This is a genomic window from Vreelandella neptunia (assembly GCF_034479615.1).
GTDB lineage: Bacteria > Pseudomonadota > Gammaproteobacteria > Pseudomonadales > Halomonadaceae > Vreelandella > Vreelandella neptunia.
In genome coordinates this window covers 1,696,397-1,710,500 of the sequence record NZ_CP140255.1, presented here as the reverse complement: position 1 = coordinate 1,710,500, position 14,104 = coordinate 1,696,397, and the positions used below count along the sequence as shown (strand labels likewise).

Below are 14,104 nucleotides of genomic sequence, written 5' to 3'. Positions count from 1 at the left end.
TTATGACGGGTCAGCGACTAATTTCTCGACGAAATGGCGGCAGCGCATCCAGCAGCGCTTGCCCGTAGCGGCGGGTAATCACCCGTTTATCCAACAAGGTGATTGTGCCGCGATCACTCTCTTTACGAATCAGGCGTCCGCAGGCCTGCACCAGCTTAATAGACGCATCAGGCACGCTAATGCGCATAAACGCATTACCGCCCTGGCTTTCTATCCACTCCGCTAACGTAGCACCCACCGGGTCGTCGGGTACCGCAAAAGGTAGCCGCGTTATCACCACATGCGTCAAATAGTCGCCGGGAAGATCGATCCCCTCGGCAAAGCTCGCCAGGCCAAAGATGATACTGCCCTCCCCCCTATCCACCGCCGCTCGATGGCGTTCGATAAGCTCACGCTTTGGCAGCGCATCCTGAGCGAGCACGCGCTCCTTCACATTCGCTGGCAACGCTTTGTCGACTGCACGCAGCTGGGCGCGGGAAGAGAACAGCACTAGCGCCGCCTCTTTGTCGGCCAACTGCAATACAAACGTCACAATCGCCCGCTCATGGGCCTCCCTGTCGCCAGGGTCGGTGGCCTCTTTAGGCACGCGCAGCACCGCATTGGCGTAATCAAAGGGGCTAGGCAGCGCCTGATAGCGGTAGCGGTTCGCCAAACCTGCGCGCTCTTGCAGGCGCTCAAAGCGGCCCAGAGCGGTCAACGTTGCCGAAGTGACCACCGCCCCATGGCAGCGCCCCCATAAATGCTTTGCAAGGGTATGCGCGGCTGATACTGGGCTAGCCGAAAACTCAACCTCCGGCTCACCGGCTACGCGGCTTAGGGTAATCCAACGGGCGCTGGGCGCCTCATTAGCAACATCCTTTTCGCTAAACGCTTGCCACAAGGCATGGGCCTCTAACGCCCGTCCATGCAACAGCGCCACCAACGGCAACCAGGTTTCTGCCTGCTCACGATCAAGGCCGGTCTGCTTATCGGGATCAAGGCTTTCGCGCAGAATATCGCTGATACTCTCGAGACAGCGCGACAGCGAGGCAAACATCACCAACAGCTGCTGCGCCTGCTCCTGTAGAGCATCGGGCACCTGACCTTTCTCAAAACGCGATTGATGGGTGGCCTCTTCGTCCGCCAAGCCGTTTGGCCGCCCGGCTAGCTGATGCCCCATGCTAAACACATCGCCCAGCGCGGGTTCCAGGTTATGAATCAGCTCCGGCAAGCTCACCAGCAGCCGCGACACCGTTGGCTGAATAGCCAACGCCTGGTGAAGGTCAGTTAAACTGCTTCTCAGCGTTTTCAGCCAGCGCAAGCAGCCGTGCACCGCAAAGCGGTGGGCAAAGTGGGAAAGCGCCTTCTCTGGCAGGTGGTGGCCTTCGTCAAAGACAAAGATGCAGTCCGCCGGGTCGGGCAGAATCGCGCCGCCGCCCAAGGCCAAATCCGCCAGCACAAGATCGTGATTGGCGACGATAACGTCAGCGTTTTCAAGCTCTCGGCGGGAACGGAAAAACGCGCAGGCACCAAAGTGCCCGCAGCGCCTCCCCGTGCACTGGCGATGATCCACCGTCAGCCGTCGCCAGTGAGCATCCTCAATCGCCTCAGGCCAGTTATCGCGATCCCCTTCCCATTCGCCCTGGCCGTAAGCTTGCGCCATATCGCTGGCAATAACCGTAAAGTCACTGCTTTGCGTTTGCAGGGACTGCTCAAACAGCGAGAGCGTCGGGTTGGGCTCGGTACCTTCGAGCGCCTGATCCAGGCGCGCCACGCACACATAGCGGCCACGCCCTTTGGCTAATGCATAACGAAAGGCGATACCGCTGTGGCTAGCGAGTGAAGGCAAGTCCTGATTAAGCACCTGCTCTTGAAGAGCGACCGTGGCCGTGGAAATAATCAGCCGCTTGCCGCGCGCTTTCGCGATCGGCAAGGCAGCGATCAGATAGGCCAGCGTTTTCCCTGTCCCGGTACCCGCTTCAAGCACACAGACGTGGGTATCACTGGTGCGCTTACCCTCGCCGTCGCTCTCGATATTACCCAAGGTTCGGGCGATTTCAGCGATCATCATGCGCTGTCCGTAGCGTGGGGTCAGCTCGAGGGTGTCCACCACGCGGCGGTAAGCGTCTTGAATCTCGCTTTTGAGGGCAGTATCCAGCATGTGGCTTAGAGCATACCTTCCGGCGGATGCACGCAGGGTAGCTTGTCATTGATATAGCGTTCGATTTCCGGCAACGAGAAGGCATCCTCTTCACCGACAAAGCTAATCGATACACCCTTCGCACCAGCTCGACCGGTACGACCGATACGGTGTACGTAGTCTTCCGGGTCTTCGGGCAAGGTGTAATTGATGACGTGGCTCACGTCTTCAATGTGGATCCCACGGCCAGCAACGTCAGTGGCGACCAATACCTGAATTTCGCCTTCGCGGAAGCTTTCCAGGGTTTTGATACGCTGATTCTGAGGCACATCGCCCGACAGCATCGCTGCACTGACACCGGCTTTTTTGAGCAGGTCGTCGAGTTTGCGCACTAAGTCACGACGGTTACCAAAGACCATGACGCGCTCAAAGCTCTCCTGCTGAAGTAGATTCACCAGCAAGCGCTGCTTGTCGTCATCGGACACCATATACACACGCTGATCGATATCCGCCTGATTCTCAACGGTCACTTCGATTTCAACGTGGGCGGGATCAAGCGTCCATTGGCTGGCAAGATTCAGAATGTCGTCGGTAAAGGTGGCCGAGAAGAGGAAGGTCTGGCGCTCTTCTTTTTTCGGCGTGTAGCGAATGATTCGCTTCACGTCGGGGATAAAGCCCATCGACAACATGCGGTCGGCTTCATCTAACACCAATACTTCAACTTCATTAAGGTCGATATCGCGTTTCTGATGGAAATCCAACAGACGCCCAGGTGTCGCCACCAGGATATCGATTTTGCTGCCCAGGCTTTCACGCTGTTTCTGGTAGTCCATACCGCCGACCACACTCGCCACGTTGAGCTGGGTGAAGCGTGCTAACGCTTTAGCATCCTTTTCGATCTGCAGTGCCAGCTCGCGGGTGGGCGCAATAATCAAGGCACGCGGAGCCCCCGGCTTTTGACTATTGGGTGTTGGCTCTTCCAGGAAGTAGGCCATCACAGAGATCAAAAAGGCCGCGGTTTTGCCGGTTCCCGTTTGCGCTTTGCCGACAATGTCGCCACCTAATAGCGTTTGGCGCAGGGCCTCGGCTTGAATAGGCGTGCAGTACTCAAACCCTTGGGCATGAATAGCGCGCATTAAGGGCAGCGGCAGATCAAAGTCATGAAAGCGCCACTTGCCGGCCACGGCGGGCACCTGAAACTGACGAAGATCCCAGCTCGACTGGCGACGACGCGGTTTACGACGGCGGCGTTTTGGCTTGCGGTTCTGGGCCGGTGCTGTGGTCTGTTCCGACTCGCTCATAGGCTGTCTATCTGTCCATTGCTGTGGAAGTTGGCTTCTTGACGTGCGCATTGTACCAGGGCTTGGCGATAAGAGCGCGTCCTGCTGTCGAAGGAGTCCCAAGGCCTGTTAGAATAGCCGTCAAATCGACGTAAGGAGCGCGACATGACGCGTAAGAAAAAAACTCGTTCACTGGCCGATAAGGTGACAATTCGTACCGGCCGGCGTAAAGATTATAAAAAATGGCGCCACGACAATCCTGACCAAGTCGCCCCTTCGCGCCGTTTTGTGGCGAAAAAGCAGCAGCAGCGCAAGCTCCAGGCAGTGAGAAAACTCGCCCGCCAGCAGAACGGACAGGAGATTGCCATTCACCCTGACAAAACTGATGGCGGTGCCAACAAACCGCAGGGGGACGACTCATAATGCGTTTGGTTTCGTTCAACATTAATGGCATCCGAGCACGGCTTCACCAGTTACAGGCGTTGATCGACACTCAGCAGCCGGACGTGATTGGGCTCCAGGAAACCAAAGTGCAGGATAGTGAGTTCCCCCTCGCCGACGTGGAAGCCATGGGCTACCACGTTTTTTATCACGGCCAAAAAGGCCACTACGGCGTCGCCTTGATGTGCCGCCAGGCGCCTGCTGAAGTTTTTTACGGCTTCCCCGATGATGACGAAGACGCCCAGCGCCGCATGATCGGCGTTCGTCTGATCGCCGATGATGGCGAAGCCGTGACGATCTGGAACGGCTATTTTCCTCAGGGCGAAAACGTTACTCACCCGACTAAATTCCCTCATAAAGAGCGCTTTTACGGCCAGCTAGCGCGACTGCTTAGCGAGCAGCACCGCTCTGACGAGCGACTGGCGATCATGGGCGATTTTAATATCTCACCGGAAGACCAGGACATTGGTATCGGCGACGCTAACCGCAAGCGCTGGCTGCGTGAAGGCAAAACCAGCTTTCAACCCATTGAGCGCGAGTGGCTCGAAGGTATTAAAGCCTGGGGACTTACCGACAGCTACCGCCTCTGCTATCCGCAAAGCGATGACCGCTTTAGCTGGTTCGATTACCGCTCAAAAGGGTTTAACCAGGAGCCCAAGCGCGGCCTGCGTATCGACTATATTCTAGTCACCCAGGCGCTAGCTGAGCAGGTCACCGGCGCGGGCATAGACTACGATTTACGCGGCATGGAGCGGCCATCGGATCACGCGCCTACCTGGAGTGATTTTGATATTACGCTTAAAATCTAGACCTCTCTGCATACGGCGCTAGGGCGCCGCGAGGGCGCTGTGAACCCATCCATGGGCGCTACTTTTTCCATCCCTGGAAAAAGACCCTCGCTTTACCCTATCGCCGACCTACTGAACTGGACAGACATCTTTTCTGCGTGAGATTAACTAGTTGAAACTGGCCAGCCACTGCTCCGCTTCATCGTCACCTAATGACGAGGCGCGGGCAAAGGCTTGTTTCGCTTGCCCATCCTCACCCCAGGCGTAAGCGAGCTGGCCATAGGCACGCCAGTCTGCGGCAGCTTGCGTATGCAGCGCCAAGGCGTGCCAGGCATTTAGGGCCTTCTCAACGTCTTTGGCCTGCCGCCAGGCGTTAGCCAGCAAACGCAGATGGGACTCATCGCGGACAATATCGCCCTCACTCATCGCCCGCTCTAGGTGTTCTGCCGCCCTTGCGGGGGTGCCGCCGACGAGGTGGAGTTGAACCAACAGCCAGAAATCTTCCTGCTCGGTTAGCTTGCCTAATTGCCAGGCCGTCTCCCACAGGCCAGCGGCTACCCCAGACTGGCCAGCCTGCTGAGCAAGCCCGGCGGCTTGGCGCCAATCGGCGGCGTCGCTTTTCGCGTTCAAGCCATCCAGCAGCCAGCCCAATGCCTGATCGCCTTGCCCTGCATTGCGATACACAGCAAGCGCCAGAGCCTGCTGCGCTTCGCTTAGCTCTGGCGTCTCATTAAGCGCCTGCTCAAGCCAATCGGCAGCTTCATCCCAGCGTTCCTGTTGCGCCAGCAGGCGGGTTAGCTGCCAGGTAGTGTCAATATCCTGCTGACTGTCTAACCACTCACTGAGTAACTCAATGGCCTGATCACGCTGACCGGCAGCACGGCGCAGTGAGGCCTCCTCACGTAGCCAACGGGCTGCTTGAGCACTATCGACTCCGCTTAAACCACGGGCAATCGCCAGACGATCCGCTGCCGCAGCGTGCTGATCCTGGCGCGTCAAAGCGCCGGCTGCGAGCTGTTGGTAGAGCGCGCTGGCCCACTGATCCGATTGGTTGCCGGACGCCAACCGCTCCGCCTGGGACGTCGCCCGCTCAACGACTTGTGCCAACGCCCCCTCTTTTAACTGGCTTTGCAGCGCATTGAGGTCAGCAATCACATCACCTTGTAGCGCAGGGCTGGCCTGTGAAGAAAGAGGCCAAACGCTGAGTAATAGAATGCTTAAAAAACGCTTCATACGGCTACCTCAACTGAAACTCGATCCGCTGGGTGGCATTACGCAACTGATCACTGGGTTCAAATTGCCACTTGGCAATCGCATCACGCGCGGCATCGTCAAATACGCGACGCGGCTGCGCATTGGTAACCCGTATAGAAGAGCTATCCACACTGCCATCGCGGCGAATCGTAAAGGCCACCTCTACAAAGCCTTCCATACCTCGGCGCTGGGCACGTGGTGGATAGTTTGGATTAACCCGGCTCGTCGGCGTAGCTTGACCAACGCTCACCGGCTCGTTAGAGGGAGCAGGCTCAGCTGCTGGAGCTGCCTCACGCTCAGCAGGCTCACTCGGCTCAGCAGTGGTAGCGGCGGGTGCTGGCTCTGCAGGCGCTTCCCGAGGCGGTGGTTCCGGTGTGGGTTCTGGCGTTGGCTCAGGCCGGGGTTCCGGTTCAACTTCCGTTAGCTCGGGAAGTTCGCTGTCCATTTCAACCGGCTCGACGGGCTCCTCTGGCAGCTCCACTTCCGGCAGACTAATAGTGCTTTCCGCTACCGGAGGCGGCTCGGGCGCAGGCATGGGAGGCGGTGCTTGCTGGGGTGCCGCTTCAACAGGCTGAGGCGTGGGCGCCTCCTGCTCAGGGGCCACCTCCGGCGCTTCAATCATGGTCATTGCCATGCTCATGGTCAGCTCTTCGGGCTCCCGCTCAGGGGGGGCCACTAGCTGGGCAAGCAGCCAGAACAAGCCCACCGCCAGAACGACACCCCCCAATAACGACAGCAGGTGGCGCATCATGACCCACTCCGACTCGCTGCCACCGCCACTTGGTCAACGCCCGCTTCACGTAGGCGATCCATCACCTCGATCAGCAAGCCCGTGGTGGATTCGCGATCCGCCTGGATAACTACCGAGCCATCATCACTTAGCATATCGGCTACCTGCTGACCGACCCGGTGGGCATCCACGGGACTGCCATCTACCCATACCGCACCTTCGGGGGAAATCGCCACGAGCACCTGGGCATCCGGGCGTGGGGTGGCGGCGCTGGATTCCGGTCGTTCAATCTCGACACCGCTCTCTTTGACAAAGCTGGTAGTCACAATAAAGAAAATCAGCATGATAAAGACCACGTCAAGCATGGGTGTAAGGTTCACCTCATTGCTTTCAGCAGTTGCATCTATGGAACGACGTCTACGCATCACTCTCCTCCAGTGCCCGCGCCAAGCGATCATGCAGCCGCTGGTCTTCACGACGAATGACGTGCTCTAAACGACTAATAAATAACAGCCCTACCACAGCGACGGCCATACCGGTCAGGGTCGGCAGCGTTGCACGGGCAACCCCGTCGGCCATGGCACGCGCCTGATGAGTCTCACTCAGCGAAAGACTGTCGAATACACTGATCATCCCCGTTACCGTGCCTAACAATCCCAGTAACGGGCACAGCGCGACCAACAGCTTTAACCATGGCAAGGGCTTGCGCAGCCTGGCGACGAGCGCCTCTGCCCATACATGGCGAAGCGTGCGTGCACTCCAGCTGGTGTGGTCATTTCGCGCCGCCCAGCGGCGTAGCAGTTGACGCCTTGCTATACGCCAGGTGATTCGGTAGTACCACCAGCGCTCCATGGCCATGGCAAACACCAGTACGGCCACGACGGCCAAAACCACCAGTACTGCGCCCCCCGCCTCCACTAAGCGCTCAACGGGTTCGAGCCAGAGAGGAAGAGTGGACATGTTAATTCACCACGGGCGTGTGAGATTCCAGATGATCTGCCAGTGTCGCGCTCGCCTGCCCTTCAATCACGTGGGTCAGGTAACGGCTGCGGCCTGCCAGAGCGGTCTGTACAAACAGCAGCGGCACGGCGGTAATCAGGCCCAGCACGGTAGTCACTAGCGCCTGGCTGATACCGCCCGCCATTAGCTGCGGGTCGCCGGTGCCAAACACGGTAATCGCTTGGAAAGTCACGATCATGCCGGTTACCGTGCCCAGCAGACCGAGCAATGGTGCTATCGCGGCAAGCAGCTTCACCATCGGCTGACTGCGTTCCAGCCTGGGCAACTCGGCCAACACTGCTTCATCCAACCGCGCTTCCAGCGCCTCCGGAGTTTGATGTTTATCCATGCCTTCAAAGCGCAGCAGAACCCGGCCCAGCGGGTTATTGTCCCGCAACTGATCGAGAGATTGCCGCTGGCGTTTAACACGCAGACTCACCAGTACCAAATAGAGATACTGCCCCAGCCCGATGATCATGCCCAGAATACCCAGCGCCACGACAACATAGCCGACATAGCCGCCCTGCTGGAAACGCTCCCATAGACTGGGTTGCTGGGCCAAGGCCTCCAGCACACTGCCCTGGGTAGGATCCACCGCAAATACATTGCTTTCGCCCTGGTAGTAAGCCGCCAGCACCCCGGCAATGGCATCAGGGGTACGCGGCAGAACCACTAGGTTGCCGTCATTTTCACCGCGCTCTAAAAGCTCGTTCTCGGTAAAGGCCGCAAAATCGCCCAGCCGTACCAATTCGCGAGCGGCTACCTCTCCATTTGCATCGGCGACGGGCATTGAAAGCCGCTCGGCACGCCCGGTGCGCGCGGTTAACGTCGCCAAGCGATCCACCACATTTTCCAGTTGATGGCGCTCAAGCACTTCAACTTCATCCAACCGAGGCGGTAACGAACCCTCCTCCAAGGTCAACAAGCTTTCTTCGCCAAGCGTGTTGCGAACCTCTGAGCTGTGTCGGGCAAGATTGGCCAGCAGACCCGAAAGCGCTTCGCCCTGTTCTGCCTGGCGTTCGTTCAGCTCGCTGGCTTGGTCTGTTTGCTCTGCCTGCTGCGTCTGCAGTGCTTCATGCTGCTGCCGGGCATCTTCGTGCTCGGCGCGCGCTTGCTCCAGCGCGGACTCTAGCGCTTGCTGGTCATCCAGAAAGTTCATTAGCCGCTGCTGGTCTCGCACTTCAGCAGCCTCACGGGCTTCACGCAGAGAAGTAGCGCTTTCGGTTTGCGCCATTGATACGCCACTCACCGCTACCAGACCCAATACAACGCAGGCATAGCCAAGTTGACGAAGTGTTAGCCGACTCATGGTTGCTCTCCCTGCAGGTCATTGGCACTAATCGAGAGCGGCAAGGTTAATAGATCCGGGGCGCGCTGATCTTCCGCCATACGCAGCCCACTGCGCACTTCACGTAGGTACTCGTCATCCAGCGGTTGCCATGCGCCGTTCTCAGCGCTCCACACACCGCCCTCTCGGCCGTCGGGGGTTAGGTAATAAAAGCCGATACGCCCGATGCGCAAGTAATCCACTTCGCGTTGGCGGCCATCCTGACTTAGGCGCCCCCGCCAGCTGTCCATCTCCTGACCATAGTCAAGCTCAACGCGCCAGGCCTCTAACAGTCCATTAATACGCTCAATGGTGTTTTGACCTTGCTCGTCGGGCTGACGCTCAACCCGCGCTAACCGCTCTTCACGTAGAAACGGCAGGTCACGCTCTATCCATTGGCTTAGCTGAGCAGACATATTTTGTTCGATCACAGGCAGCGCCGCGCGGGTATCTTCCAGCGTATCCAGCGCCGTCGCCAACCGCTGCTGACGCTCGGCCTCTTCCGCCAAGCGCCCGGACAGAGAGGCGTTATCAGCCTTCAGCTGTCGGGTTTCGCGCTCCAAACGGCGCAACTCTTCCAACTGCTCACGGGTCTGCGCATCGGCAGCATCGATCTGCTCCTGAAGCGCTGCCTGGGCTTGCTGGGCTTCAACACTTTCGGCCGCTTGAGCCACTGCTTGTTCACTTGCCATCAGCGTGCCACTGGCCAGCACTCCCGCTAGCCACCATCCACGCAAGGCAAAGAAAGGCCTGTTCAGCACGTCGACTCTCCGTCACTGAGTAGCGGGCGGCGGGCACCGCGCCACTAAAAACTAATTGGGTATTAGAACGATTTGCGTTTATCTTTTACGGGACATAGCCTACCACTAATAGAATAAATGACAATATTTATCATTAACCATCAGTTGATTTCGCTTACCTGACACGCATAAAAAAGGCGCCCATCGGCGCCCGTTATCACAATGTTCAAGCTTAATAGTTAACCACTACGTACTCTTTTGTCAGCGGCGCCAGCGGGAGTTGCCAAGCCTCTTCACGGGTTACCCATCTTGCTTCGGCAATTTCAGCCGCCGCCTCGACAGGCTCGTCGATAACCAGGCTAAACAGGTGCGCTTCGAGCATCATGTCCGGCTCATTGGCAGCGGGAGCGCTGTGCACGCCTAGGGGAATCAGTTGATCTTCATTAACCTGCAAGCCTAACTCCTCTTTCAGCTCACGGCACAGTGCCTCTAACGCAGTTTCACCCGCATCGATCTTGCCGCCGGGCTGCATAAAGAAGGACGTATTGTGCTTGCGCACCAGTAGCAAACGACCATCGGGATCGCTCACCATTGCTGCGGCAATTTTCAATACGTTAGCGGGGTTGTCTGGCATACCTCCTCCTTTATGCGCCTTTATCTATACCACCAGCTTATCTACTACCCACTCCTACGGCCATTAAAACGCCCAGTCGTCATCTTCTGTGGCGACGGCTTTGCCGATCACGTAGGAAGAACCAGAGCCGGAGAAGAAATCGTGGTTCTCGTCGGCGTTGGGTGATAGCGCCGCCATGATGGTGGGATCCACATCGGTGACGCTGCTGGGGAACAGCGGCTCGAAGCCAAGGTTCATCAGCGCTTTATTGGCGTTGTAGTGAAGGAATTTTTTGACGTCTTCACTTAGGCCTACCTCGTCATACAGTGACTCGGTGTAGCGCACTTCGTTGTCGTAGAGCTCCAGCAGCAGCTCGTAGGCGTAATCTTTCACTTCCTGCTGGCGCGCGGGCGTCGCTTCCGCCATCGCCTGCTGGAATTTATAGCCAATGTAGTAGCCGTGTACCGCTTCGTCGCGAATGATTAGACGAATGAGGTCGGCGGTGTTGGTCAACTTGGCATGGCTTGACCAGTACATCGGCAGGTAGAAGCCGGAGTAGAACAGAAACGACTCAAGGAATACGCTGGCGACTTTGCGCATCAGCGGGTCATCCGAGCGGTAGCGCTCTAAAATCAGCTGGGATTTTGCCTGCAGCGTCGGATTCTCTTCACTCCATCGGAACGCGTCATCCACATCGCGGGTGGTACAGAGCGTCGAGAAGATCGAGCTATAGGAGCGCGCGTGCACTGATTCCATAAAGGCGATATTGGTATAAACCGCCTCTTCGTGGGGAGTGCGAGCATCTTCCATTAATACCGGTGCGCCCACGCTGCTTTGGATGGTGTCGAGCAGCGTGAGACCGGTAAATACACGAATCGTCAGCTGCTTTTCTTTTTCGGTCAGCGTGTTCCACGACTGAATATCGTTAGACAGCGGGACTTTTTCCGGCAGCCAGAAATTACTGGTCAAGCGGTTCCAGACTTCCAGGTCTTTATCATCCTGAAGCCGGTTCCAGTTAATCGCATCAACCCGCGATAAACGTTGCATGGTGTTCATATCACTCTCTCAAAGCCCGGCTATGAGAGCCCGGCTGTGACAGCCGGGCTAGCAAAGCTTGTTTAGAAACAAATGCTCAATAACAGACACAAGGCGAATCGGCAGAAATCAGTGCCATTACAGCGTGCAAGAAACGCAGCCTTCTACCTCGGTGCCTTCTAGCGCGCTCTGGCGCAGGCGAATGTAGTAGAGCGTTTTGATGCCTTTGCGCCAGGCGTAAATCTGCGCCTTATTGATATCGCGCGTGCTTGCGGTGTCCGGGAAGAACAGCGTTAGCGATAAGCCCTGGTCAACGTGCTGCGAGGCTTCCGCGTAGGTGTCGATAATCTTTTCCGGGCCGATTTCGTAGGCATCCTGGAAGTAGTCAAAATTCGCTTCATCCAGGAAAGGCGCCGGGTAGTAAACACGCCCCAGCTTTCCCTCTTTACGTATCTCAATTCTCGCCGCCACCGGGTGAATACTGGAGGTGGAGTTATTGATGTAAGAGATCGAGCCCGTCGGCGGTACCGCCTGCAGGTTACGGTTATACAAACCGTGGGCCATGACCGAGGCTTTCAGTTCCTGCCAATCATCTTGGGTCGGCAACGCGATACCGCTGCGCTCAAACAGCCCGCGTACTTTATCGGTGCGCGGCAGCCACGCCTGGTCGGTGTACTTATCGAAGAAGGTCCCCGAAGCGTAGGTAGAGTCGGCAAAGCCCGCAAACGACTCTTTGTGTTCAATCGCCAAACGGTTCGACGCCCGGATCGCATGGAAGGCAACGCAGTAGAAGTAGAGGTTGGTAAAATCCAAACCTTCGTCAGAGCCGTAGTAGATGTGCTCCCGCGCCAGATAGCCGTGTAGGTTCATCTGACCCAAGCCAATCGCCCGCGACTTGGCATTACCTTCGGCAATAGAGGGCACGCTGCGCAGGTTACTCATTTCAGAAACAGCGGTGAGACCACGAATAGCGATTTCCACACTGGTACCGATATCACCTGCGTCCATCACCTTGGCAATGTTCATGGAGCCCAGGTTACAGGAGATGTCCTGACCGATTTGGCGATAACCAAGGTCGTCGTCATACTCGGTAGGCGTATTGACCTGAAGAATTTCAGAGCAAAGGTTACTCATGTTGATACGGCCAGCAATCGGGTTGGCGCGATTAACCGTGTCTTCGAACATGATGTACGGGTAGCCCGACTCAAACTGCAGCTCGGCCAGAGTCTGGAAGAAGGCCCGTGCATTGATCTTATGCTTGCGAATGCGCGCATCCGCAACCATCTCTTGGTACTTCTCGGTAACGCTGATGTCGCCAAAGGGCACGCCGTAAACACGCTCTACATCGTAGGGCGAGAACAGGTACATGTCGTCGTTGCGCTTGGCAAGCTCAAAGGTAATATCCGGAATCGTCACGCCCAGGGAGAGCGTTTTGATACGGATTTTCTCGTCGGCGTTTTCCCGCTTGGTATCCAAAAAGCGCAGAATATCCGGGTGGTGAGCGTTCAGATACACCGCCCCTGCCCCCTGGCGAGCGCCCAGCTGGTTGGCGTAGGAGAAGGCATCTTCCAGCAGCTTCATAATCGGGATGATGCCCGATGACTGGTTTTCAATGCGCTTGATGGGTGCACCGGATTCGCGGATGTTGCTGAGCAGGAATGCCACACCGCCGCCACGCTTGGAGAGCTGAAGGGCCGAGTTAATCGAACGACCAATCGACTCCATATTGTCTTCAATACGCAGCAGGAAGCACGACACAAGCTCGCCGCGCTGCTGCTTGCCGCAGTTCAAAAAGGTGGGGGTCGCCGGCTGAAAGCGGCCGCTAATGATTTCATCCACCAGCGACTTCGCCAGCGTTTCGTCGCCCCGCGCCAGGGTTAGCGCGACCATGCAGACGCGGTCTTCGTAACGCTCTAGATAGCGTTTGCCGTCGAACGTCTTCAGCGTATAGCTGGTGTAGTACTTAAAGGCGCCCAAAAAGCTTGGAAAGCGAAACTTATACGCATAGGCCTGCTCGAACAACGCCTTGATAAAGGCGAAGCTGTACTGGGCCAGCATCTCGGCTTCGTAATACTGCTCTTCGACCAGGTAATCGAGCTTTTCTTCTAACGAGTGGAAAAACACCGTGTTCTGGTTAACGTGTTGCAAAAAGTACTGGCGTGCCGCTTCGCGATCTTTATCCAGCTGCAGCTCGCCATTGGCACCGTACAGGTTGAGCATGGCGTTAAGAGCGTGATAGTCCAGCGTGCGCGTTTCCATCTTCGCTGCTGGCCGTTTGGCCTCACCGTTTTTAGTGGATACGTCGTTCGAGACTGAGTCTTTCGGCGCTGAGTCTTTCAGGGCTAGGTTTGTCGTTTCCAAAACTCTTCTACTCCTTGACGGACATTGGCCACGTCATCGTCGGTGCCAAATAATTCGAATCGATACAGCAGCGGCACTTGGCATTTTTTCGCAATAATGCGGCCAGCAAGGCCATACGCTTCGCCAAAATTTGTATTTCCCGCTGCAATCACCCCCCGCAGGAGGCCCCGATTATGTGTGTCGTTAAGAAAATGGATCACCTGCTTGGGCACCGCACCCTGCTCGCTCCCCCCACCATAAGTGGGGGTAATTAAAATATACGGCTGGGTGACTCGTGGAACAGGCTCATCTCGATTCAACGGCAGTCGCTTTGCGGCAAAACCAAGTTTTTCTACAAATCGATGGGTATTGCCTGATTTTGTAGAGAAGTAAACCAAACTGCCGGCGATAGGTGAAGGTGAGCAACTTGCCAGCATT

The 14,104-nt window shown here is 56.9% G+C and carries 14 protein-coding genes; 2 read left to right on the top strand and 12 right to left on the bottom strand.

Annotation, left to right across the window (positions count from 1 at the left end):
* Window positions 1-10: 10 nt before the first annotated feature.
* Complete coding sequence (gene dinG, locus SR894_RS07825; protein WP_133730525.1) at window positions 11-2,140, bottom strand: ATP-dependent DNA helicase DinG; 2,130 nt, start codon at window positions 2,138-2,140, stop codon at window positions 11-13.
* 5 nt (window positions 2,141-2,145) lie between these two features.
* Window positions 2,146-3,420: an ATP-dependent RNA helicase RhlB gene (gene rhlB / locus SR894_RS07820; protein ID WP_246638261.1), complete on the bottom strand. Its 1,275-nt coding sequence runs from the start codon at window positions 3,418-3,420 to the stop codon at window positions 2,146-2,148.
* 144 nt (window positions 3,421-3,564) lie between these two features.
* On the opposite strand from rhlB, the gene SR894_RS07815 reads away from it, so the two are divergent.
* Both SR894_RS07815 and xthA read left to right on the top strand, forming a co-directional pair.
* Window positions 3,565-3,822 (top strand): hypothetical protein, encoded by a 258-nt coding sequence (locus SR894_RS07815; RefSeq protein ID WP_133730523.1) that lies wholly within the window; start codon window positions 3,565-3,567, stop codon window positions 3,820-3,822.
* On the top strand, window positions 3,822-4,649 hold the full coding sequence (gene xthA / locus SR894_RS07810; RefSeq protein ID WP_133730522.1) for an exodeoxyribonuclease III: 828 nt from the start codon (window positions 3,822-3,824) through the stop codon (window positions 4,647-4,649). Before SR894_RS07815 ends, xthA begins: the two co-directional genes overlap by 1 nt.
* A gap of 147 nt (window positions 4,650-4,796) precedes the next feature.
* Here xthA and SR894_RS07805 read toward each other — a convergent pair whose 3' ends face one another.
* From SR894_RS07805 to nrdI, 10 genes are all read right to left on the bottom strand, one after another.
* On the bottom strand, window positions 4,797-5,861 hold the full coding sequence (locus SR894_RS07805) for a tetratricopeptide repeat protein (RefSeq protein WP_133730521.1): 1,065 nt from the start codon (window positions 5,859-5,861) through the stop codon (window positions 4,797-4,799).
* Window positions 5,862-5,865: 4 nt separating this feature from the next.
* Window positions 5,866-6,633 carry an energy transducer TonB gene (locus tag SR894_RS07800; protein ID WP_133730520.1) on the bottom strand — a complete coding sequence of 256 codons (768 nt, stop codon included), beginning with the start codon at window positions 6,631-6,633 and terminating at the stop codon, window positions 5,866-5,868.
* Window positions 6,630-7,037 (bottom strand): ExbD/TolR family protein, encoded by a 408-nt coding sequence (locus SR894_RS07795; RefSeq protein WP_022523852.1) that lies wholly within the window; start codon window positions 7,035-7,037, stop codon window positions 6,630-6,632. Before SR894_RS07795 ends, SR894_RS07800 begins: the two co-directional genes overlap by 4 nt.
* A complete protein-coding gene (locus SR894_RS07790; RefSeq protein ID WP_088701735.1) occupies window positions 7,030-7,572 on the bottom strand; it encodes a MotA/TolQ/ExbB proton channel family protein in 543 nt (180 codons plus the stop codon). Before SR894_RS07790 ends, SR894_RS07795 begins: the two co-directional genes overlap by 8 nt.
* Window position 7,573: 1 nt before the next feature.
* Window positions 7,574-8,920, bottom strand: coding sequence for a MotA/TolQ/ExbB proton channel family protein (locus SR894_RS07785; RefSeq protein ID WP_133730519.1), 1,347 nt, complete (start codon window positions 8,918-8,920; stop codon window positions 7,574-7,576).
* Window positions 8,917-9,699 carry a DUF3450 domain-containing protein gene (locus tag SR894_RS07780; RefSeq protein ID WP_133730518.1) on the bottom strand — a complete coding sequence of 261 codons (783 nt, stop codon included), beginning with the start codon at window positions 9,697-9,699 and terminating at the stop codon, window positions 8,917-8,919. The genes SR894_RS07785 and SR894_RS07780 overlap by 4 nt, the downstream gene beginning before the upstream one ends.
* A 211-nt stretch (window positions 9,700-9,910) precedes the next feature.
* The gene (locus SR894_RS07775) at window positions 9,911-10,312 is read right to left on the bottom strand and encodes an NUDIX hydrolase (protein ID WP_133730517.1); all 402 of its coding nucleotides are present in this window, start codon (window positions 10,310-10,312) and stop codon (window positions 9,911-9,913) included.
* Between the two features lie 63 nt (window positions 10,313-10,375).
* Window positions 10,376-11,347 (bottom strand): class 1b ribonucleoside-diphosphate reductase subunit beta, encoded by a 972-nt coding sequence (gene nrdF, locus SR894_RS07770; protein WP_007114779.1) that lies wholly within the window; start codon window positions 11,345-11,347, stop codon window positions 10,376-10,378.
* A 117-nt stretch (window positions 11,348-11,464) separates the two neighbouring features.
* Complete coding sequence (nrdE, locus tag SR894_RS07765; protein ID WP_244286487.1) at window positions 11,465-13,687, bottom strand: class 1b ribonucleoside-diphosphate reductase subunit alpha; 2,223 nt, start codon at window positions 13,685-13,687, stop codon at window positions 11,465-11,467.
* Window positions 13,669-14,103 (bottom strand): class Ib ribonucleoside-diphosphate reductase assembly flavoprotein NrdI, encoded by a 435-nt coding sequence (nrdI, locus tag SR894_RS07760; protein ID WP_133730516.1) that lies wholly within the window; start codon window positions 14,101-14,103, stop codon window positions 13,669-13,671. Before nrdI ends, nrdE begins: the two co-directional genes overlap by 19 nt.
* Window position 14,104: the final 1 nt, after the last annotated feature.